The organism is Candidatus Pelagibacter sp. HIMB1506, from assembly GCF_052047935.1.
Lineage (GTDB): Bacteria > Pseudomonadota > Alphaproteobacteria > Pelagibacterales > Pelagibacteraceae > Pelagibacter.
In genome coordinates, this window is the sequence record NZ_JBNAIS010000001.1 from 770,990 (window position 1) to 792,413 (window position 21,424).

Sequence of the window (21,424 nt, forward strand, 5' to 3'; positions counted from 1 at the left end):
CCTCTGAGTCTATTATCTAAAAATTAAAATTATTTTGCAAAACCTGTAAGTAAAGGAATGGTCATTGAGATTGACGGGAAGTAAGTAATTAAAAATATTACAATTGCTTCTACTGCTAAAAATGGCAATATTGCTTTTGATATAGTTTCAACTCTTTCACCAGAAACTGAGGACGCAACAAATAAAACTAAACCCATTGGTGGTGTTGCTAAACCAACAGTCAAATTAACTGACATAATAATTGCAAAATGAACTGGATGTACACCTAATTCTACAAACACTGGTCCAAGTATTGGTCCTAAAATAATTATTGCAGGACCGGCATCTAAAAACATTCCAACAACAAAAAGTAAAATATTTATAAGAAACAATAAAATATAGGGATTATCAGTTAATCCTAAAACAAATTCAGCAAGATATTCTGGTGCATGAGATAAGCTAACAACTGTTTTAAAAGCCATTGCAGCACCAACCAAAAGTAATACTACAGATGAAACCATTGCAGCTTTTGTCATAACCTTTGGTATGTCTTTCCACTCTAAAGATTTTAAAACAAATAAACCTATAAACATTGCATAAGCAGCTGCAACTGCAGATGCTTCGGTTGGAGTAAAAATCCCTCCAAGTATACCTCCTAGAATTATAACAGGAGTCATCAATGGGAAAAAAGCTTTCAAAGAAGCTTTTCCTCTTTGTCTCCATGTTGTCTTTTTTGTTACAGCAGGAAAATTATATCTTTTAGCCATAAACTTGATTGTCACCATCAAACTAACACCAACTAAAATTCCAGGAATAATACCTGCTAGGAATAAAGCAGCTACGCTCTCTCCCATAACGTATGCATAAATAATCATTATTCCTGAAGGTGGAATGATTGGACCAATTACTGAACTCGCTGCGGTAATTGCTGCTGAAAATTTTTTTGTATACCCTTGCTTCTCCATTGCAGGAATTAACATTGAACCAATTGCAGAAGTATCTGCAACTGCAGATCCAGATAGGCCAGCAAAAAGCATTGAAGTTAAGACGTTAACATGTGCCAAACCACCTTTTAAATGCCCCATCATCGCCTGGCTAAATTCTACTAATCTTTGAGTAATTCCTCCCCTATTCATTAGCTCACCAGCCAACATAAAAAAAGGAATTGCCATTAAAGGAAAGCTATCAATACCATTGTAAATATTTCTATAAAGCATTGCTCCATCTCTAGATTGATCATTCAGCCAAAGTAAAATTCCAGGAGCAGCCAACAATCCAAAAAATACTGGTAATCCAATTAACAAAAATAATAAAAATAAAGGGAGAAACCAAATCAACATTATTGAGTCTCCAATTTTTGTTTATCTAAATCTTCAGGTAATTCTAATTTTGTAAAATTACTTAAAAAATTTCTTAAAATTAACTCTATGTTTACTGAAATCAAAAAAACAATTCCAACAGGTAACGACATATACATCCAGGCTAATTTTATTGGCTCTGCTTTGCCGCCAATTAAATTAAATGGAATTTTGATTGAAGCTGAATTAAATATCCATCCAGCATTAATGTGTTTCAAACCTAATTCAAGTCCAATGACCAAAACAAATAAAGATATGATCAATAAAAATAAGGTTAAAAAAGTTGATATGATTTTAGGTAAAAATCTTTCCAGCATATCAATTGAGACAAAACCACCCCATCTATAAGCTGAAGGAGCAATTAACCCTGTCATCCATAGCATTAAAAATCTCGCAACTTCATCAGGCCAAGGTAATGCGTTGTTGAGAACATATCTAAAAAAAACTTGGATCATAATTACGACAACCATTAAAAAAATTGCGATCCATGCAAATTGTCTTCCAATTCTTAGAAAAAAAGTATTTATCTTTTCAAGAAAGTTAAAAATGTAAAATAGAGTTTTTATAGTTAAATTCACAACTAAATTTATTTTAATAAGAAAATAATTACAACTTTTTAAAAAACTATTTTACATTGTTGGATATTTTTCGTATTAGAAAAGCCTTCAACAGAAAAGCTTAAATAAAATTATGAGTAATAAAAAGAAAATTCTAGTTATCCAAAAACTTCATGATAAAGGCATGGAATTAATTAATAACCATCCAGATTTTGATGTAGAGGTAACTGACGATGTTTCAGTAGAAAACTTAAAGGCTAAAATAAAAGATTGTGATGGTGCTTCAGTTAGAATAGCAAAACTACCAGGTGAGGTAATTAACGAAGCCAAAAATCTTAAAATAATATCTAGACATGGAGTTGGCTACGATAATATTGATTTAAAAACAGCTAAAGAAAGAGATATCAAAATTGCTATTACAGCTAATGCAAATGCAGTTACAGTTGCAGAGCATGTTATGTTTGTATTACTTAATATAGCAAAAAGAAGAGAGCTTTATCATACGACAGTTAAAGAAGGTAATTTTAAGGATAGAAATAAATTACCCAAAACTATTGAAGTATGGAAAAAAAATTTCCTAATTATGGGATTTGGTAGAATAGGTAAAGCACTTATTAAAAGATGTTTAGGATTTGAAATGAATGTATTCGTCTATGATCCATTTGTAGATAAAGACACAATAGAAAAGCTTGGAGGAAAAAAAGTTGATAGTCTTGAAGAGGCAGTAAAAACAATGGATGTAATTTCTTTACATATGCCTTTAACAGAAAAAACAGAAAATCTTATTAATTATGATTTACTTAAAACGATGAAGAAAAACTGCATCATCATTAATGCGGCAAGAGGTGGAATTATTCATGAGGAAGATCTTGATAAGGCTTTAAATGAAAATTTAATATTTGGAGCAGGAATTGATGTATTCAAACAAGAGCCACCAGAAAATGATAATCCTCTTTTAAAAAATGAAAAAGTGTACTTAAGTCCACATACAGCAGCGTTTACTGATGAATGTATGACAAGAATGGGTGTAGAAACAATTCAAAATATAATTGATTATTTCGATGATACATTGGAAAAATCAAAAATTGTAAGACTGTAGTAAGAGATAATCTAAAAATTTAGATTTATTATTTATTGAAAATTAACTTTTATAAATCTCAATACCACTAAGATTTAAAGTTTCAGTTAAATACTTGTAACCTATTTTTGCATATTCGAATGGATTTGCTTTTGCAGGATCTTGTTCTGCCTCTACTACTAACCATCCAGAATAATTTTTTTCTTTCAACAGATCAAATAAGGGCTTGTAATCAATACATCCATCACCTGGAACTGTAAATGCACCTTCTAAAAATGCTCCTCTAAAACTTAAGTCTTCTTTTAAAGATTTTTCTAAAACATTTTTTCTAATGTCCTTACAATGCATGTGAATTAATCTTTCGCTAAAGTCGTTTAATATTTTTAACGAATCTCCCTGAGCAAACAACATATGGCCAGTATCTAATGTTAGTTTTACACTATCATGAGTGTTCTCAAGCAATCTTACTGTATCTTGTTCAGTCTCTATTACTGTTCCCATATGATGATGGTAAGCAAGTGGCATACCTTCGTCTTCAAGATATTTTCCCATTTCTGAAATTTTTTCATAATATTTTTTAGACTCTTCCAGATCCATTTGGGGTCTTGTAGATAATTTTCGATTTGGATCTCCTTGAATTGAGCCAGAAACTTCAGCAAAAACCATACATGGTGAATTACAATCTTTAAAAAGCTTTAACTGATCTTGAATTAGATTTTTTTCTTCATCGATACTATTTGTTCTTAAATTAGCTCCATACCAACCTGAGCAAAGATTTAATTTAAATTCAGTAAGTTTTGGAATTAATTCTTCTGATTTGTTTGGAAATTTACCACCAGATTCAATTCCAATAAATCCTGCCTGACTAGCTTCAGACAAACATTGTTCTAAAGGGGTATCACCACCCAATTCAGGCATATCATCATTACTCCAAGCAATTGGTGCTATTCCTAATTTTACTGACATATTAATTATTTAAAAAGTTAAATTTATTTTTAAATTATGATGTTTTGTGCATCAAGAAAATTATAATTTAATTTGATGTTTAATTCATCATTTAAAAATGTTTCTTGATTTTATTTTTTAATTCTGTTCTATATTCTTATGCTTAACTTTTCTTTAATGGGAGCAGGACGAATTGGAAAAATGCATGCTAAATTTATTGCAGCACATCCGAATGCAAAATTAAAATATATATATGATGTTAACTCAGAATTCGCTAAAGGGGTATCAAAATCAACAGGGTGTTCAATTGCATCTTCACCTGAGGAAGCAATAAATTCAGATGATGTAGATGCGGTTCTTATCGCTTCAGCTACACCAACACACACTCAATTTATTACAATGGCAGCAAAAGCAGGAAAGGCAATTTTCTGTGAAAAGCCAATTGATTTAGATATCAATAAAGTAAATGAATGCATGGAAAATATAAAGGGAACAAACGTTCCTATTCAAATCGGCTTTAATAGAAGATTTGATGCAAGTCATGCAAAAGCTCAACAAGCAAGAGTAAAAAAAGAAATTGGTGAATTAGAAATGGTTGTTATTACAAGTAGAGATCCTGAGCCTCCAGGGATTGACTATCTAAAAGCTGCAGGAGGATTTTTTAGAGATACCACTATACATGATTTCGATTTAACTAGATTTATTTTAGGGGATGATCCTGTAGCTCAAATATCTGCATTTGGAGGTGCTTTGTTTGATAAAAATTCACAGCAAGAAAAAGATCTAGATACAGCAATGTTTATTCTAAAATCAAAAAAAGGAGTTTTAATCCATATTAATAACTCTCGAAGAGCAGTTTATGGATATGACCAAAGAGTAGAAGTGTTTGGAAGTAAAGGTATGGTAATTTCAAACAATCAAACCCCAACTTCTTTAGAAAGATACACAAGTACATCTACAAATGAAAAAGAACCCATACATTTCTTTTTTATTGAAAGATATGAGCAAGCTTACAGAGATCAATTTAATGAGTTTGTAAAATGTGTTGAAGATAAAACAAAACCATTAGTAGGATTTGAAGATGGTAGAAACGCTTTAATAATAGCTAATGCAGCATATGAATCATTTGAAAGTGGCAAAGTTGTAGATGTAAAATTCTAAAATGAGCATTCTTTCTTTAAATAATATAGAAAAAAATTTTGGAGCCATACAGGCTTTAACAGGGGTTAGTTTTGATATTAAAGAAGCTGAAACTGTAGGATTAATGGGTGATAATGGAGCGGGTAAATCTACACTATTAAAAATTATTGCTGGTAATTTTAAACCTTCAAGTGGTGAAATAAAGTTTGAAAATAACACTGTGTCATTTTCAAAACCAGTAGATGCAAGAAAGTCTGGTATTGAGGTGGTTTATCAAGACTTAGCTCTTTGTAATCATTTGACTGCAGCATCTAATGTTTTTCTAGGTAGAGAGATACAAAAAGGTATTTGGCCATTTAAATATTTGGATTATCCAGCAATGTTTAAAAAATCTTCTGAATTATTTGAGGAACTTAAATCTGAAACTCGACCAAAAGATTTAGTTATGCAAATGTCTGGGGGACAAAGACAGGCTGTGGCTATTGCAAGAACTAGACTTACAAATCCTAAATTAGTTTTAATGGATGAACCAACAGCAGCAATTAGTGTTAGACAGGTTGCTGAAGTATTAGATCTTATAAAAAGATTAAAAGATCAAGGAATAGCTGTAATGTTAATTAGTCACAGAATGCCAGATATATTTGAAGTATGTGACAAGCTAGTAGTATTAAGACGAGGTGAAAAGGTTTGTGAAAAAAATATAAAAGATTCTTCTACAGAAGAAGCTACAGGCTTAATTACAGGGGCAATAGATAGAGTATGAGTTCAGTAAAATTTAATCAGGAAATAATCTCTAAGACAGAAAAGAATTTATTTCAAAAACTTGTTTCTGAACAATCTTTTTGGGTAACAATAGCTTTATTTGGGATTTGTTTTATTATGTTTTTTGTAGAAGATGCTTTTTCTAGCAAAGATAATCTTTTTAATATTACACGAAACTTTTCTTTCATCGGAATAATGGCAATTGGAATGACATTTGTGATTATTACTGCTGGGATAGATTTATCTGTTGGGTCAATAATGGGTGTCACAGGAGTTATATGTGGTTTATTTTTGGATGCTCAATTTTTACCTGAATGGTATTCCAAAGCTTCATATTTTGAAGGAGTTTATGTTTGGGTGTCAATAATTTTAGCTTTACTTGCTGGTACATTAATTGGTGCAGTAAATGGATATCTAATTGCTTATGTTAAACTTTCTCCATTTGTAGTCACTTTAGGAATGATGGCTGCTGCAAGAAGTTTAGCTTTAGTAGTCTCAAACAATAAAATGTTTTATGAATTTGGACCTAAAGATGAAATGTTTTATGAAATTGGAGGAGGATCAATGCTGGGGCTTGCTAACGCAACTTGGTTATTAATATTTCTTACAATAGTTATGGGTTTAGTATTGAAATATACCTCATATGGCAAACATGTTTTTGCAGTTGGCAGTAATAAAAAGGCTGCGGAATTATCTGGAATTAATACAAGATGGATTGAAATGTCGGTGTACATGATCAGTGGACTATTTGCAGCAATTTCAGCTGTTATGATAGTTGGATGGATGGGCTCAGTAACCAATGCTTTAGGCTACACTTATGAATTAAGAGTTATTGCAGCAACAGTTATTGGTGGTGCTAACTTAATGGGTGGTGTTGGTGGTACTTTTGGAGCATTTATTGGTGCTGCATTAATGGAAACAATTAGAAACAGTCTTCTAATGGCTGGAATTGACCCTTACTGGCAAGGAACATTTTTAGGTATATTTATCGTAGGTGCGGTTTGGTTGGAAAAAGTTAAAAATAAGAAAAATTAATTAATAAACTTTCTTATCCATACAATTATATTTGTTGAAAATTAATATATCTGAAAAAAAAGAATTTTGATTATCTGAATTTTTCTCAAAATCTAAAATTTTATCAAATGCAACTTTAATTTCTAATTCAACATCATGGCTTATAACAAAATCCATTTTATTATTTTCTAAAAGATCTCTAGAATTTTTATTTAATTCATGACCTACAAATACAATATGGTCTTTTACATCCATTTCACTAATTGCTTTTGCGACACCTAAATTTCCTCCAGCAATATTATAAATTCCTAACGGTGGTCCATTTTCTTTAATATATTTTTTAACATATTTGTAACTTTGTTCCGATGTATCTAAATTAAAAACACTTTCTTTGATTTTAAGATTTGGAAATTCTGATCTCAATACTTTTCTAAAACCTAGCTCTCTTTCCTGTTGGCACCTGTATGGCATGCTCATGACCATCAAAATTGAACCTGATCTTTTCCCAACATTTTTTCCAATTATATTTGCAGCAGTAGATCCAGCATTAGATTGATTATTACCTATATAAGCTGATCTGCTTGAATTTGGAAAATCAGTGGTTAATGTAATTACAGGTTTTCCTTCACTTGTAATTTTACTTAGCTCGTTATTTATATTTTGATCTTCCTGTGAAACTATAATCACTGCATCAAACTTTGAAGTTTCTTTTAAAATTTTAACAAATTGACTAGGTTTAAATTCTTTCGCAGGGATAAAATGTTTTATCAAATTAAACTTATAAATTTCATTATTAATTTTATCTAAACTCTGCTCAAGAGTCTTGTTATATGAAGGTCCTGATTGACAACAAATTAAAATATTTTTAGTTTGATTTGTATTATTTCCGTTTTGAAGGTTATTTAAAATTTTAAAGATTTTATCTTTAGTTTTTTTACTCACCCCTTTCCTATTATTTAAAACTCTATCTACAGTCGCTGTACCAAACCCTGATTCATCAGAAATTTTCTTTATAGAGACATTTTTCCAATGATTTTTCATGAAAGCATGATATCACTTAATGATGTAAAATCAATCATTTGATGTATCACTTTTTAGTTGTATTACATCATTTTACTTGAAACGAAGTCTCATTCTAAATAGTATTTGTTTAATACATTAACTAACTAATAGAGAGAGAAATATGAGAAAAACAATAATTGCAATGTTAGCATTTATTTTTGTATCAATTTCTGGAATTTCATATGCAGCTGATAAAGTTTTTGCATTAGTTCCAAAAGCTATGAACAACCCATTTTTTGATTTAGCAAGAGATGGTTGTAAAGTTGCTGAGAAAGAAATTGGTGGAATAGAGTGTTTATACATTGGACCTGGAGAGCATACTGAACAAGAACAAGTTCAAATTGTTCAAGATTTAATTGCTAAAGGTGTTGATGGAATTGCTGTTGCATCTTCTAATGCAGCTGCAATGGCAAAAGCTGTTAAAGGAACAGATATTCCAATTATTACTTGGGACTCAGATCTTTTAACTAAAGATGCTGGTTTAAGAGCAGCTTATGTTGGAACAAAAAACTATGACATTGGTGTATACCTTGCGCAAATCGTTATGATGTTAAAACCTAACGGTGGTGAAATTTGTATACAATCTGGTGGTGCTGCAGCTGCAAACCACAATGAAAGAATGTCAGGAATAAGAGACACTATTGCTGGAAGAGCAGATTCAGGAACTTATCCTAGTGCGGCTCTTAAAGGTGAAAATGGATGGACTGAAGCTAGCGGATGTCCTCTGTACACGAACGATGATTTCCCTCTTTCTGTACAACAAATGGAAGATATCTTTGCAAAACATCCAAATCTAACAGCATTTGTACCAACTGGAGGTTTTCCTCAATTTGTATCTAAAGCTTTCAGAAGAGTTGCTGAAAAGCATGCAGATAGAATTGGTTCTATGAAAACTGCTGTTGTAATTGCAGATACTCTTCCAATGCAAATGGAAGATTTAGATGCTGGAAGAACACATGGTCAAGTAGGTCAACAACCTTATATGATGGGCTACAAAGCTATGTATGTTCTTAAAGACATAGTAGATGGTAAAGCATTAAAATTTGACAACCCGTCACTAAAAGCAATCTATACAGGTCTTGATGTTTGTATGAAGCCAAACATTGGATCTTGTATTGCAGGATAAAATCATTATTCTTCTTAAAAGTTTCTAAGCCCAATTTTTATATTGGGCTTAGTTATCTGTATAACTTAAAATTTTATGACTAATAAATATATATCTGATCAAGCTAACCAGTTTAAAAATAAAATAATAATTGTAACAGGAAGTACTCAAGGTAGTGGAGCTGAGACAGCAAAATTGCTTGCAAGTAGAGGTGCTAAGGGAATAACTATCTGTGGAAGAAATAAAGAGAAAGGAAACAAGATAAAATCTGAAATAGAAAGTATAGGTGCGGAATGCTTATACGTTCAAGCAGATTTAGAAAAACTTGAAGATTGTAAAAAAATAGTTTCTGAGACTGATAAAAAATTCAATACTGTAGATAGTTTTATTAATGTTGCTGCTTTTACAGAAAGAGGAACGATCTTAAGCACTACAGAGGAAAATTATGACAAAAATTTTAATGTAAATGTAAAAGCTCCACTTTTTATGATGCAAGATGTTATAAAAATAATGATTAGAGATAAAAAAAAAGGAACTATTGCTCATATTTTATCAATGGCTGGATATAGTGGTATGCCTTTCTTAACTGCTTACAGCTCTTCTAAAGCAGCATTAGCAGTAATGATTAAAAATGTTGCAAATTCAGTATCTGGGCACCAAATAAGAGTTAATGGGGTAAATTTAGGTTGGACAGATACACCAGCAGAAACAGTAATTCAAAAAAAATTTCATAATGCAGATGATGACTGGTTAAAAAAAGCTGAAGCCAAAGTTCCATTTAAAAGATTAAACAAACCTTTGGATGTTGCTAAGATCTTAGCTTTCTTGTGCTCAGATGAGTCGGGGATTATGACTGGAAGTATTGTTGATTTTGATCAAACGGTTGCGGGTTGGCATTCTTATTCAGCATATGACACTAAGATTTTAGATGAAAGCATTTTGGGAGAGTGAACCTAATTTATAATAACTTATGAAAGTTATTGATTCACATCAACATTTTTGGGATCCTTCAAGGGATGATTATCATTGGATGCCAAAAGACAATCCAATATTAAATCGAAAATATGAAGTTAAAGATTTAACTAAAGTTTCTGAGTCTATAGATTTACACAAAACTGTTTTAGTTCAAGCTGCAGCAACTAATGCTGAAACTGAATATATGTTAAATATTGCTGAAGGTTCTGATTTAGTTTGTGGAGTTATTGGTTGGGTAAATTTTGAAGACCAAAATCAATTAGAAAAATTAAAAATTTTCTCAAAACATCCTAAATTTCTTGGTGTAAGACCAATGATACAAGATATTCCAGATGAAAATTGGGTTTTAAATAAAAATTTTGATACTTTTTTTAAAAATATAATTAATTTAGAATTAAGCTTTGATGCACTAGGATTTCCAGTGCACCTGGAAAATTTTTACAAAATTGCTACAAAATATCCTTCTCTAAGATTTATTATAGATCATTTAATGAAACCAAAAATCTGTAACAATAAACAAGAAGAATTTATTCATTGGCAAAAAGGTATGGACAAATTATCTAAGCTAGAAAATGTATATTGTAAATTTTCTGGTATGGTCACAGAAGCCTGCGAAAATTGGACTGAGCAAGATCTAAAGCCATATGTAGATGAAATATTAAATCTATTTACTGATAAAAAGATTTTGTGGGGGTCAGATTGGCCTGTTTGCAACTTAAGAACAAACTATTTAGGATGGTATAATGCAGCAACAAATTTACTTAAAGAATTAAGTATAGCTGAAAAACAAAACATCTTTTATAATAATGCAGTAAAGTTTTATAAACTAAAAATATAATTTATGAAAAAAAATAAAATCAAAGATACTGGTGTTGAAGTCACTGAATTGAGTTTTGGAACTTCTTCTTTAGGAAGTATGCCTGATACTTACGGTTATGAAGTACCTGAACAAAGAGCTCAAGAAACACTAAAAAGATTTTTTCAAGGTCCAGTAAATTTGCTTGATACATCAAGAAATTACGCAATGGGAGAAAGTGAAAAAAGAATTGGTATGGCAATAAAAGAAAATGGCGGGTGGCCAGAAAAATTTGTCTTATCAACTAAGATCGATAGAAATATGGATACATTGGTTCTTGATAAAAAAAGAACAAGGGAGTCTGTTGAAGAAAGTTTAAAAGCTTTAAACGTTGATTCTGTAGACGTTTTATTTCTTCATGACCCAGAATACGTAAAAGATATAAATGACGTAACTAAAAAAGATGGGGCATTGGATGAATTGTTTAAAATTAAAGAAGAAGGTTTGGCAAAAGCAGTTGGTTTAGCTATGGGAAGAATAGATATTATGTTCCCTATCTTAAGAAAGTGGGACTTTGATGTCATAATAAATCATAACAGATACACTTTGTTAAATAGAGAAGCAGATGAAATGTACAGTTATGCTCATAGTAAAAATATATCTATTTTTAACGCTGCTCCTTACGCAGGTGGTGTTTTGGCAAAAGGTCCAAGTAATTTTAAAAAAATAACTTACCAGGATGCTACTGAAGAAAAACTTGCGCCAGCTAGAGAATTAGAAAAAGTTTGTAAAAAATATAATGTTGAAATGGGTGCTGCAGCCTTACAGTTTTCAATGAAAGATAAAAGAATAACATCTACCATTTGTGGTGTTACTAGTGTTCAGAGTATTGAAAAAAATATTTCTTGGGCTGAAACAGATATACCAGAAGAATTTTGGAATGAAGTTTTAAAATTACCTTACTCAACCAAAGATCCAGAGGCTGAGAGGACATATACTCCAGGCTAAATTTTAAAAAAATTTAAGACAAATAGATTTTATAATTAATTTGAATTAATTTCATAAAGTGTTGGAAACATTTTACCACTTAAATCATCACCGTTTTTATATCCATTAGCCTCCATAATTGATCTTTCTTCTCTAGCCCAATCACCTCTATAAATTATTTTTGAATTTTCTTTTGCCATTCTAAGTGTAAATCTGTTTATGTCTGATTTTGGAGTAGTTTCGTATAAAGCTCCATGTAAAGTTCTAATATCAAAATATACACAATCTCCTACTTCTAAATCCCATTCTAAAAATTCATAATTTTCTTTATTAGAAATTATATCTGGGGTTAATTCATACTTAACACCATTCACAACTCCTTCTGCTCCATCAACTTTATGACCGTCTTTAAAACGAGTTCTTATAAATAATTTATTCCACAAATGAGATCCTTTTATCCAGGCTATAGAGTCTTCTTTTCTTACTGGCTCAAGAGGTATCCACAAAACACACATTGAACCTTCAAAATCAAAGTAAGAAATATCATGATGAAATGGTGGTTTAGATTTAGAGCCAGCTTCTCTAAAAAACCAATTATCCATTACTAAATTAATCTGTTTGGCATCTAGTAATTCAGAGGCAATTTTAGCTGTAGGTGAATTAAAAACAAAATTTTCAAATTCTTTATGTAAGTTCCATGTCCAAAAATCCTCTAAATAACAAGGCAAATTTGGATCTGTGGTATGATTAGTAAACCTGGGGCTTGGATTGTTTTTTGCTTTATTTATTCCAGATCTTAAAAGCTCAATCCATTTTATATCAAATTTATTTCTTAAAAATACCGCTCCATCTCTTTTAAATAGTTTAATCTCATTATCATTTAAAATTTGACTCATAGATTATTTAAGAAATAATACTCAATATATCATATGAATATTCTCAAAGATAGTTTTGGACGGAGGTTTCCATACATAAGATTGTCAATATCTGATGTGTGTAATTTTAAATGTGGCTACTGTTTACCCAATGGTTATAAAATTGATAAAAGTGATAACAGAACCTTTATCACTAAAGAAGAAATTGGAAGACTTGCAAAAGCTTTATCAGAATTAGGTGTATCTAAGATAAGATTAACTGGAGGAGAACCTACAGTTAGAAAAGATTTTTTGGATATAATTAAAATAATTAAAAAAAATTCAGGTATTAAAAAAACTGTAATCACTACTAATGGATATCACTTAGATAGAATTGCAGATGATTTAAATGAAAGTGGTCTTGATGGTATAAATATAAGTATTGATAGTCTTGACCCAAAAACTTTTAGAAAAATTACAGGACATGATAGATTAAATGAGATTTTAGAAGGAATAAAAAAATTACAAAAATTAAATTTTAAAAATATCAAAGTTAATGCAGTTCTTCTTAAAGGAGTTAATGATAAAGAAGAAGATTTTAAAAGTTGGGCTAATTTTATAAAAAATAATCAAATTGATTTTAGATATATAGAATTAATGCAAACTGGAGATAATTTAGATTATTTTAATCAGTATCATGTGTCTGCAAATAAATTTACAGATTATTTAAATAATAATAATTGGGTAATTCAAACATTTGGTAAAGATGCTGGTCCTTCTAAGAATTATATAAATCCTGAATACAAAGGAAAATTTGGTGTTATTGCACCCTACTCAAAAGATTTTTGCAAGAGTTGTAACAGACTAAGAATAACTGCCAAAGGTGATTTAAGATTGTGTTTATTTGGAAATACTGGAATAAATATTAGACACTTGATGCAAAGAGATGACCAAACTGAAGAACTGAAAGATTTAATTTTGAAACAATTAAATTATAAAAAAGAATCTCACTATCTTGAAATAGGAGAAACAGGATTAACAAAAAATCTATCAACAACAGGTGGATAAAATGAAAAATTTAAAGATTGTAACTAATAACGATTTAAAAAACTGGGCAAAGGAAATTTTTGAAAAAAATTCATTTAAAATGATTGATGTTTCTGAAAAAAAAGAAACATTCCGTAGAGCTTTGGCATCAGGAAAAATTTATGTTGTCAAAGAAGTGTTTGAACTAATTAAAAGTAAAAAGATGCCTAAGGGTGATCCAATTACTTTAGCAGAGGTTTCGGCAGTATTAGGAGTTAAAAAAACAAGTGAATTAATACCTTTGTGTCATCCTCTTCCAATAGATCATACCGCTACTAAAATCATAATGAATGAAGAAGAGTGTTCTCTAGAAGTATACTGTGTGGTTTCTACTTATGCCAAAACAGGTGTGGAAATGGAAGCAATAATGGGAGTAAATGCAGCTCTGATTACAATTTACGATTTAAGCAAAATTGTAAATCCTCATCTAAAAATAGATAATGTAAAATTATTAATTAAAGAAGGTGGAAAAACTGGATTATGGAAAAATCCAGATGGACTTCCAAATTTTTTAAAAGATTTTTTCTAAACTTTATGAAAGTTAAAATTGAGTTGTTTGGAGCTGCAAGAGATTTTAGTAACCAAAATTTATTAGAACTAGATCTAGGTCAAAAGACAACAATCAAGGATATAAGGAATAAAATAATCCAATATGTAGAGCAGAAATTTAATGGAAATGAAAATTATATAAAAATCATTAACTCTTCAGCTTTTTGTTCAGAAAAAAATAATATTGTTAGCGACAATTATAAAATCACAAATAATGAAAAAATTGGTATTATTCCTCCAATTGGAGGGGGTTAATGCTTCATACTGACATTGTAGATAGTAAAGTTAAAAAATTATCATTAATTGATGCTGAAAAGTTTATAGCATCGAATGATTTTGGAGCTTCATTAATTTTTAGTGGCACAGTTCGTAATCAAAATAATAATAAAAGTGTTTTAGGTATTACATATGATAGCCATGATGCTTTGGTAATAAAAAGTTTTGAGGAAATTTATAATGAGGCTGAAGAAAAACTAAATATAAAGAATAAGAGTGTTTTTATTGAACATGCTAAAGGATACTTAAATTTAGGTGAAATTAGTATTATTATAGGAGTTGCATGCAAGCATAGAGATGAGGCTTATGTTCTATCAAGATATATAATAGAAGAAATTAAAAAAAGGTCTCCTATATGGAAAAAAGAACATTATACAAATAATCAAAGCGATTGGTTAAAAGGTAATCCTATTATTCATGAAAAAAATTAAGTACTCAGAAATAACACCAGAGAAAATTTATAAAAATAGAAGATCTTTTATTAAATCTCTTGGGTATGGTGTAAGTTCTTTAGCAGTAGCCGCAATTCCTTTTGCAAGTCAATCTCAAGCTGATGATAGGAATGAACTTACAAGTTTCAAAGACATAACAACTTATAATAATTATTATGAGTTCGGTACTTCAAAGAGTGATCCCTATGTTAATTCACAAAATTTTAAAACATCACCATGGACACTAAGTATAGAGGGTGAAGTTGAAAAACCTATCAAAATTTCTATGGAAGAAATAACCGAAACATTTGTCTCTGAAGAAAGAATATACAGATTAAGATGTGTAGAAGGATGGTCAATGGTTATTCCATGGATGGGTTTTTCGCTAAGTAAATTATTGTCAAAAGTAAACCCAACTAGCAAAGCAAAGTATATTGAATTTGAAAGTGTTTATGATCCTGAACAAATGAAAGGTCAAAGATATCCGGTTTTGAACTGGCCTTACAAAGAAGGATTAAGAATTGATGAAGCAATGCACCCTTTAACTACAGTTGTAACAGGTTTGTATGGTAAAAAGCTTCCAAATCAAAATGGAGCGCCTCTGAGAATATTTATCCCTTGGAAGTATGGTTTCAAAAGTGCAAAAGCAATTGTTAAGATAAAATTTGTAGAAAAAATGCCGACTTCATCATGGATGTGGGCATCTCCACGAGAATATGGATTTTACTCTAATGTTAATCCTAATGTAGATCATCCTAGATGGTCTCAAGCAACAGAAAGAATAATTGGTAAAGATATTTGGGTGCCAAGAGTAAAAACGCTCATGTTTAATGGTTATGGAGATGAAGTTGCAAATTTATATACAGGGATGGATCTAAAAAAATATTTTTAATGAGAAAATATTTTAAACCAGGTGTATTTATTTTAAGTACAATTCCTTTTTTATTAATTTTTTACAAAATATACTTCAATAAACTTGGGCCAGAACCTGTAAAAGAAATTACTCATTTTACTGGAGAGTGGACTTTAATATTTATCTGTCTAACATTAAGTATGACGCCACTTAAAAGGCTAACTAATTTAAATATTTGGATAAGTTTTAGAAGAATGTTGGGATTGTTTGTTTTTTTTTATGCATCTCTTCATCTCCTTACTTACGTAGGTATAGATTATAGATTTAATTTACAGCCAATAATTGATGATGTTCTGAAAAAAAAATACATCTTTATTGGATTTGCAGCATGGGTATTACTACTTCCATTGGCAATTACATCTTCTCAAATGATGATGAAGTTGCTTAAAAACAATTGGAAAAAATTACACAGATTAATTTACGTAATAGCGATATTTGGAGCTCTTCATTATATATGGTTATCTAAAACAATTTTTTTTAGACCACTAGTATATTTGGTAATAATACTTGTTTTACTTGCTTTAAGAATTAAAATTAAAAATAGGAACGTAAATTATGGATGATAATCTAAAAAAAGAAATTCAATCAGCTACACTTGAAAGATTAATGAAACATTTAGATGAAAGAAAAGATGTTCAAAACATTGATTTAATGAATTTAGCTGGATTTTGCAGAAATTGTTTGTCTAGATGGTATAGAGAAGAAGCTGAAAAAAAAGGAGTAGAAATATCAGATCCTGATGCAAGGCAGCATATTTATGGAATGCCCTACTCTGAATGGAAAGAAAAATACCAGAAGTAACTTTCTATTCAATTCTAGTTAATGTTTGCCTATTTAAGTCTATTTATTGTTTCATTTTTAGCTGCAACAATACTTCCTTTTTCATCTGAGGCTATATTAGCAACTTATTTATTATCAGAAACTTATAACAAATTTTTGTTAATATTTTTTGCAAGTTTTGGAAATATTTTAGGATCTATCTTCAATTGGTTTCTAGGAATTTATTTCTTGAAATTTCAAGATAAAAAATGGTTTCCTTTTACTAACACACAAATTGATAGATCATCCAGGTGGTTTAAAAAGTATGGTAAATGGTCTTTGTTATTTGCGTGGGTACCAATTATTGGTGATCCAATTACTTTTATTGCTGGAACGATGAGAATTAAGTTTTTAATTTTTTTATTGCTTGTGAGTTTTGGAAAAATAATGAGATATTTTTTTATTTCTCTTTTAGTCTAGGAAACAATTCGACAAAATTACAAGGTTTGTGATTAATATCTAATTGATGTTTAAGAATACCATCCCAAGCATCTGTTACTCCACCTGAGGATCCTGGTAAGGCAAATATGTATTTACCATTTGATAGAACTGCACAAGCTCTAGATTGAATTGAAGACGTACCAACTGTTTTTAAACTAATAGTCCTAAAAACTTCGCCAAATCCTGGAATATGTTTATCTGCTATTTCATCAACAGCTTCGGGTGTAATATCTCTTCCAGTTAAACCTGTGCCACCAGTTGTAATGATAACATCAATATCTTTATGATTAGTCCAGTCTTTTAGAATTTTAACTATATCTGCTTTATTATCTTTACAAATTTTTCTGTCAATTAATTGATGATTGGCCTCCTTAATTTTTTCAACCAAGATCGCACCAGATTTATCGTTATCAATTGTTCTTGTATCTGTTACAGTTAGTAAAGCTATATTTACAATCATAAATAAATTTTTTTAATGATTATACTTACAATATTTTTTTTTATAACTGCAGTATTATATTCAAGTATAGGATTTGGTGGTGGCTCAACTTATCTTGCTTTACTTTTAATTTGGGATATCCCTTACTATATTTTTCCAATTTTAGCTTTGATTTGTAATATTATTGTAGTTTCTGGAAATTCTATAAATTTTTTAAAATCAAAGAATATTAATTTTAATTTACTTTATCCTTATTTAATTGGTTCTATACCTTTTGCTTTTATCGGAGCATCTATCTCAATTGAAAAAAATTTATTCGAGATTTTACTTTTCTTCATTTTAATATTAGCTGGAATTTTTTTACTTATTGAAAGCAAATCCTTTAACAAACAAAAAATTGTAATTAAAAAAATACCCCTAGTTTTATCAATATTAATAGGATCAATCATTGGTTTTATATCTGGTTTGGTTGGAATTGGTGGTGGGATATTTTTAAGTCCTATTTTATTTTTGATAAAAGCAGGATTTCCAAAGCATATAACAAGTACTGCGTCCTTATTTATTTTAGTAAATTCAATTTTTGGTATAGGTGGTCAATTAACAAAGGATATAGTCTTCAACGAATTTTTAAATTACTGGCCACTATTTATTGCTGTCTTAATTGGTGGTCAAATTGGAAGTTTTTTAAATATAAAATTTCTATCTAACAAAATATTAGCTCTAATGACTGCATGCTTAGTAATTTTTGTCGCTATAAGAATGGGCATAACACTTATAGCTTAAGTTGAATTAATTATTTTTTGATATATTTAATCTCTCATGAAAAATTTTAAACCATTTGGGCCTTCAATAGGAAAATCTAAAATTTCTAAAAAATTTTTAGAAAAACTTAACAATGAAGTTGATACAAAAATCTTCTCAAAATCAAATGATTATAGTTCAAAATTAGCAAGTCAAATTAGAAAAGAAGTTCAAATTTCTAAAAGTTTTATAAAAAAAAATTTGGAAAAAGAATTAATAAAAAATATTAAAATTTTTCTAACTAAAGAACATATTAAAAAAATTAAAGAAATTAGAATTTTAAATCTGTGGGTCGTTAGCCAATATAAAAATGAGTATAATCCTATACATTATCATGAAGGAGACTTATCGGGTGTTGGTTATTTAAAAATTCCAAAACATATGACAAAAAATAAAAATGTTAAAAATAAAAAAATAAAAACCAATGGAACAATTGATTTTATAAATGGACAAAAAGCTTTTCTTTCAAAAAGTATTTTTAATTTGATACCAAAAACAGGCGATCTTTTAATATTTCCAAACTACTTAATGCATACAGCCTACCCCTTTAATATTGAAGAAGAAAGAAGATCGTTTTCTTTCAATGCTAAAATAATTTTTAATAAATAATTTACAAACTTTAATAATATTATATAAATCTAATTGCCGATTTGATCCTATTGCGGGCATAAACTGCTAAAATGGAAATTCCCATTAGATCTAATTAGCAAGGTAGTTAAACTATATTGTGCACCTGCATGTAGCTTAAGCACTAAAAAAGTGAGGATAAAATGAATAAGGATTTTTTTAAAACAACAAAAATTTTAGATGGTGGAATGGGTCAAGAATTATTGGCCAGAGGTATGGAACCTAAAGGAACTTTGTGGAGTGCAAATGCTTTAATTGAGGAAAAATACCACAATTTAATACTTAATATTCATAATGATTTTATTAAATCTGGAGCTGATGTAATTGTAACTACAACTTTTACAACGAGAAGAAAAAGATTGAGAGAAAATGGAATAGAAGATCAATTTAAATTCTTAAATCAGAAAGCCTGTGAAATTGCACAAAAAGCTAAATTAAATAATCCACATATTAAGATTGCAGGAGGACTTCCTCCTCAAGATTTGACATATGAAGAAGACAAGAGAAGCGAAAAAGAAATTACAAAAGATCATTTAGAATTAGCAGAAATACTAAATCCTTCAGTAGATTTTTTCTATTTTGACGTCTGGAGCAGTATCAAAGAAATTAGATGTGGAATACAAGCTATTAAGAAATTTAATAAACCATACTTAGTTGGGGTTCATATTTCTGAAGGAAATTCTTTACCAAGTGGAGAAAAAATTTCTGAAATTAATTCAATAATTACAGAAAATTGCTTAGGAGTAATTCTAGCATGTGTTTCGCCTGAAAATTATGAAAATAATTTAGATGAAATTCAAAAACTTAAAGTTCCATTTGGTTTTAAATTAAACGGATTTATTACAACCAAACCTAAAGGTGGTTATACTTCTCAGTATAAAGAGAATGATGGATCTAACCCCAATAGTTTTTTAGGTCAAAGAAAAGATTTAGATCCTGAAAAAATATCAATTTTTGCAAATAAATTTAAAGAAAATGGAGCCACGATTCTCGGAGGATGTTGTGAAACTCGCCCTTCTCATATAGAGGCAATAAAAAACATTATTTAAATTTTGTACCTTTTCTTACAAAATAGATACCTGTAGCAACTGTAATCAATGAAATTATAACTTTAGTAGTAACCAATTCTTTTAAAAAGATATAACTTAAAATGGTACCAAATATTGGAATTAAATAAGATACTTGAGATTGAAAAATTAAACCATTGTTAATTAAAATTCTAAATCTTAATAACCAAGCAATTCCAGTAGATACCAACCCAAGATAAATAACTGAAATAGTAGAATCTAATCTTGGAACAGTTTTCCAAGGTTGTTCAATCAAACATACTAAAGGTAATAATATAATAGTAGCCCAAATCAAAATTGAACTGGTTACATTTTCATTTTTTTTCTTACTTATTTTTAATGTTAAAAGACCTCCAATTACATAACAAGTAGCACCTAACAAAATTAATAATGCTGAGGTAAAGTTATTTTCATTAATTAATAAATTATCTGAAAATAAATAAACTATTCCTGAAAATCCAATTAGAACTCCTGTTGTTCTAATTAAATTAAATTTTTCATTTTTGGTGAAAAAATGTCCTAATACTACTGAGCTAAGTGAAGTTGATGACATTAAAATTGCTGCCAAGTTACTTTGAACAGATTTAACTCCATATGCTATTAAAAAAAATGGAGCTACTAAATTTATAAATCCAATCATTGCAAACCAATGCCAATCTTTTGAAAATGCCTCAATTTTAATTTGTTTGTAAAAGCAAAGTAGTAAAACTGGAATTGAACCAAAAAAAACTCTTAGAAACGCAATCGTAACAGGTCCAAACGAATAGGTTGCTATTTTAATATTAAAAAAAGCTGATGCCCAAATCAATGCTAGCAACGTTAATAAACTATAATCAATTAGTTTTGGTTCTCTCATTCAATAATATCTTCTGGTGTTCCGTTTGTTATTTCAATTAACTTATTATAATTTATTTTGAAAACAGCATTTGGATGTCCAGCTGCTCCATATATATCTGGGAATCTCTCAAGACTTTTATCAATAAAGATTTTACATCGCTTCAAGTGCCCTACTGGAGACACTCCACCAATTGTATATCCAGTATTTTCTTTAACTGCCTCAGGAGATGCCATGGACACGTCTTTTTCATTAAGAATTTTTTTTAACTTATTTAATGAGCAACGCTTGTCTCCAGATACCAAGCTTAATATATAGTTGTCACCTGCCCTAAAAAGTAAACTTTTAACAATAGCACCAACATTGCAACCTAAAGCTGTAGCAGCATCATTGGCAGTTCTTGCTGTTTTGTCTAAGACGATAACATTTAAATTTTGATCGGATGTTTTAAGAGCTTTTTCTGCCCTTTTTACCGGTTCTTTATTTAGTATTGATTCCATTGAATTTATTAAATTCCTTAATTTGATT

Annotated in this window: 27 protein-coding genes and 1 riboswitch; of the genes, 19 read left to right on the top strand and 8 right to left on the bottom strand. The window is 29.7% G+C overall.

The annotated features are described in order from the left end of the window. Positions 1-29: 29 nt before the first annotated feature. Positions 30-1,319, bottom strand: coding sequence for a TRAP transporter large permease (locus tag ACTTA8_RS04230; protein ID WP_440654496.1), 1,290 nt, complete (start codon positions 1,317-1,319; stop codon positions 30-32). Beyond that, a complete protein-coding gene (locus ACTTA8_RS04235) occupies positions 1,319-1,915 on the bottom strand; it encodes a TRAP transporter small permease (protein ID WP_440654498.1) in 597 nt (198 codons plus the stop codon). The genes ACTTA8_RS04230 and ACTTA8_RS04235 overlap by 1 nt, the downstream gene beginning before the upstream one ends. A 112-nt stretch (positions 1,916-2,027) precedes the next feature. Here ACTTA8_RS04235 and ACTTA8_RS04240 point away from each other — a divergent pair, with 112 nt between their 5' ends. Then, complete coding sequence (locus tag ACTTA8_RS04240) at positions 2,028-2,993, top strand: hydroxyacid dehydrogenase (RefSeq protein ID WP_440654499.1); 966 nt, start codon at positions 2,028-2,030, stop codon at positions 2,991-2,993. A gap of 42 nt (positions 2,994-3,035) precedes the next feature. On the opposite strand, the gene iolE is transcribed toward ACTTA8_RS04240, so the two are convergent. Then, a complete protein-coding gene (gene iolE, locus ACTTA8_RS04245) occupies positions 3,036-3,938 on the bottom strand; it encodes a myo-inosose-2 dehydratase (protein ID WP_440654500.1) in 903 nt (300 codons plus the stop codon). Between the two features lie 138 nt (positions 3,939-4,076). Between iolE and iolG the strand changes: the two genes are divergently transcribed. Genes iolG through ACTTA8_RS04260 form a run of 3 tightly spaced genes read left to right on the top strand, consistent with a single transcriptional unit; the run spans position 4,077 to position 6,854 of the window. Next, complete coding sequence (iolG, locus tag ACTTA8_RS04250; RefSeq protein WP_440654502.1) at positions 4,077-5,078, top strand: inositol 2-dehydrogenase; 1,002 nt, start codon at positions 4,077-4,079, stop codon at positions 5,076-5,078. Between the two features lies 1 nt (position 5,079). Next, on the top strand, positions 5,080-5,820 hold the full coding sequence (locus tag ACTTA8_RS04255; RefSeq protein WP_440647747.1) for an ATP-binding cassette domain-containing protein: 741 nt from the start codon (positions 5,080-5,082) through the stop codon (positions 5,818-5,820). Next, a complete protein-coding gene (locus tag ACTTA8_RS04260) occupies positions 5,817-6,854 on the top strand; it encodes an ABC transporter permease (protein WP_440647749.1) in 1,038 nt (345 codons plus the stop codon). The genes ACTTA8_RS04255 and ACTTA8_RS04260 overlap by 4 nt, the downstream gene beginning before the upstream one ends. Here the strand turns inward: ACTTA8_RS04260 and ACTTA8_RS04265 are convergent, their stop codons facing one another. Next, positions 6,855-7,874, bottom strand: coding sequence for a LacI family DNA-binding transcriptional regulator (locus ACTTA8_RS04265; RefSeq protein WP_440647751.1), 1,020 nt, complete (start codon positions 7,872-7,874; stop codon positions 6,855-6,857). A gap of 142 nt (positions 7,875-8,016) precedes the next feature. Here ACTTA8_RS04265 and ACTTA8_RS04270 point away from each other — a divergent pair, with 142 nt between their 5' ends. The 4 genes from ACTTA8_RS04270 (at position 8,017) to ACTTA8_RS04285 (ending at position 11,779) form a co-directional block, all read left to right on the top strand. Continuing rightward, positions 8,017-9,021, top strand: coding sequence for a substrate-binding domain-containing protein (locus tag ACTTA8_RS04270; RefSeq protein ID WP_440651178.1), 1,005 nt, complete (start codon positions 8,017-8,019; stop codon positions 9,019-9,021). Positions 9,022-9,096: 75 nt separating this feature from the next. Continuing rightward, positions 9,097-9,951, top strand: a complete 855-nt coding sequence (locus ACTTA8_RS04275; RefSeq protein ID WP_440654503.1) for an SDR family oxidoreductase — start codon at positions 9,097-9,099, stop codon at positions 9,949-9,951. 19 nt (positions 9,952-9,970) lie between these two features. After that, complete coding sequence (locus tag ACTTA8_RS04280) at positions 9,971-10,813, top strand: amidohydrolase family protein (protein WP_440654504.1); 843 nt, start codon at positions 9,971-9,973, stop codon at positions 10,811-10,813. Between the two features lie 3 nt (positions 10,814-10,816). After that, positions 10,817-11,779: an aldo/keto reductase gene (locus ACTTA8_RS04285; protein WP_440654505.1), complete on the top strand. Its 963-nt coding sequence runs from the start codon at positions 10,817-10,819 to the stop codon at positions 11,777-11,779. Positions 11,780-11,814: 35 nt separating this feature from the next. Here ACTTA8_RS04285 and ACTTA8_RS04290 read toward each other — a convergent pair whose 3' ends face one another. Further along, complete coding sequence (locus ACTTA8_RS04290) at positions 11,815-12,654, bottom strand: phytanoyl-CoA dioxygenase family protein (RefSeq protein WP_440654506.1); 840 nt, start codon at positions 12,652-12,654, stop codon at positions 11,815-11,817. A 33-nt stretch (positions 12,655-12,687) separates the two neighbouring features. Between ACTTA8_RS04290 and moaA the strand changes: the two genes are divergently transcribed. From moaA to ACTTA8_RS04330, 8 genes are read left to right on the top strand one after another with little or no spacing between them, the layout of a single operon-like run. Next, positions 12,688-13,680 (top strand): GTP 3',8-cyclase MoaA, encoded by a 993-nt coding sequence (moaA, locus tag ACTTA8_RS04295; RefSeq protein WP_440654507.1) that lies wholly within the window; start codon positions 12,688-12,690, stop codon positions 13,678-13,680. Position 13,681: 1 nt separating this feature from the next. Next, positions 13,682-14,227: a cyclic pyranopterin monophosphate synthase MoaC gene (gene moaC / locus ACTTA8_RS04300; protein WP_440654509.1), complete on the top strand. Its 546-nt coding sequence runs from the start codon at positions 13,682-13,684 to the stop codon at positions 14,225-14,227. A gap of 5 nt (positions 14,228-14,232) precedes the next feature. Further along, positions 14,233-14,502, top strand: coding sequence for a molybdopterin biosynthesis protein MoeD (locus tag ACTTA8_RS04305; RefSeq protein WP_440654510.1), 270 nt, complete (start codon positions 14,233-14,235; stop codon positions 14,500-14,502). After that, positions 14,502-14,954: a molybdopterin synthase catalytic subunit gene (locus ACTTA8_RS04310; protein WP_440654512.1), complete on the top strand. Its 453-nt coding sequence runs from the start codon at positions 14,502-14,504 to the stop codon at positions 14,952-14,954. Before ACTTA8_RS04305 ends, ACTTA8_RS04310 begins: the two co-directional genes overlap by 1 nt. Beyond that, a complete protein-coding gene (gene msrP, locus ACTTA8_RS04315) occupies positions 14,941-15,846 on the top strand; it encodes a protein-methionine-sulfoxide reductase catalytic subunit MsrP (RefSeq protein ID WP_440654513.1) in 906 nt (301 codons plus the stop codon). The genes ACTTA8_RS04310 and msrP overlap by 14 nt, the downstream gene beginning before the upstream one ends. Continuing rightward, positions 15,846-16,430: a sulfite oxidase heme-binding subunit YedZ gene (locus tag ACTTA8_RS04320; RefSeq protein ID WP_440654514.1), complete on the top strand. Its 585-nt coding sequence runs from the start codon at positions 15,846-15,848 to the stop codon at positions 16,428-16,430. Before msrP ends, ACTTA8_RS04320 begins: the two co-directional genes overlap by 1 nt. Further along, positions 16,423-16,668 carry a DUF1244 domain-containing protein gene (locus tag ACTTA8_RS04325; protein ID WP_440651169.1) on the top strand — a complete coding sequence of 82 codons (246 nt, stop codon included), beginning with the start codon at positions 16,423-16,425 and terminating at the stop codon, positions 16,666-16,668. The genes ACTTA8_RS04320 and ACTTA8_RS04325 overlap by 8 nt, the downstream gene beginning before the upstream one ends. A gap of 21 nt (positions 16,669-16,689) precedes the next feature. Continuing rightward, on the top strand, positions 16,690-17,106 hold the full coding sequence (locus tag ACTTA8_RS04330; protein WP_440618637.1) for a YqaA family protein: 417 nt from the start codon (positions 16,690-16,692) through the stop codon (positions 17,104-17,106). Here the strand turns inward: ACTTA8_RS04330 and ACTTA8_RS04335 are convergent. Continuing rightward, positions 17,087-17,587: a molybdenum cofactor synthesis domain-containing protein gene (locus ACTTA8_RS04335; RefSeq protein WP_440654516.1), complete on the bottom strand. Its 501-nt coding sequence runs from the start codon at positions 17,585-17,587 to the stop codon at positions 17,087-17,089. The genes ACTTA8_RS04330 and ACTTA8_RS04335 overlap by 20 nt on opposite strands. Positions 17,588-17,602: 15 nt before the next feature. Between ACTTA8_RS04335 and ACTTA8_RS04340 the strand changes: the two genes are divergently transcribed. From ACTTA8_RS04340 to ACTTA8_RS04350, 3 genes are all read left to right on the top strand, one after another. Next, positions 17,603-18,349 carry a sulfite exporter TauE/SafE family protein gene (locus ACTTA8_RS04340; protein ID WP_440654518.1) on the top strand — a complete coding sequence of 249 codons (747 nt, stop codon included), beginning with the start codon at positions 17,603-17,605 and terminating at the stop codon, positions 18,347-18,349. Between the two features lie 36 nt (positions 18,350-18,385). Further along, positions 18,386-18,976 carry a putative 2OG-Fe(II) oxygenase gene (locus ACTTA8_RS04345; protein ID WP_428080462.1) on the top strand — a complete coding sequence of 197 codons (591 nt, stop codon included), beginning with the start codon at positions 18,386-18,388 and terminating at the stop codon, positions 18,974-18,976. 91 nt (positions 18,977-19,067) lie between these two features. Then, positions 19,068-19,130, top strand: a riboswitch (SAM riboswitch). Positions 19,131-19,137: 7 nt separating this feature from the next. Then, positions 19,138-20,043, top strand: a complete 906-nt coding sequence (locus ACTTA8_RS04350) for a homocysteine S-methyltransferase family protein (RefSeq protein WP_440654520.1) — start codon at positions 19,138-19,140, stop codon at positions 20,041-20,043. Here ACTTA8_RS04350 and ACTTA8_RS04355 read toward each other — a convergent pair. Next, a complete protein-coding gene (locus ACTTA8_RS04355) occupies positions 20,036-20,917 on the bottom strand; it encodes a DMT family transporter (RefSeq protein ID WP_440654522.1) in 882 nt (293 codons plus the stop codon). The genes ACTTA8_RS04350 and ACTTA8_RS04355 overlap by 8 nt on opposite strands. Then, on the bottom strand, positions 20,914-21,396 hold the full coding sequence (locus ACTTA8_RS04360; protein ID WP_440654524.1) for a YbaK/EbsC family protein: 483 nt from the start codon (positions 21,394-21,396) through the stop codon (positions 20,914-20,916). The genes ACTTA8_RS04355 and ACTTA8_RS04360 overlap by 4 nt, the downstream gene beginning before the upstream one ends. Between the last annotated feature and the right edge of the window lie 28 nt (positions 21,397-21,424).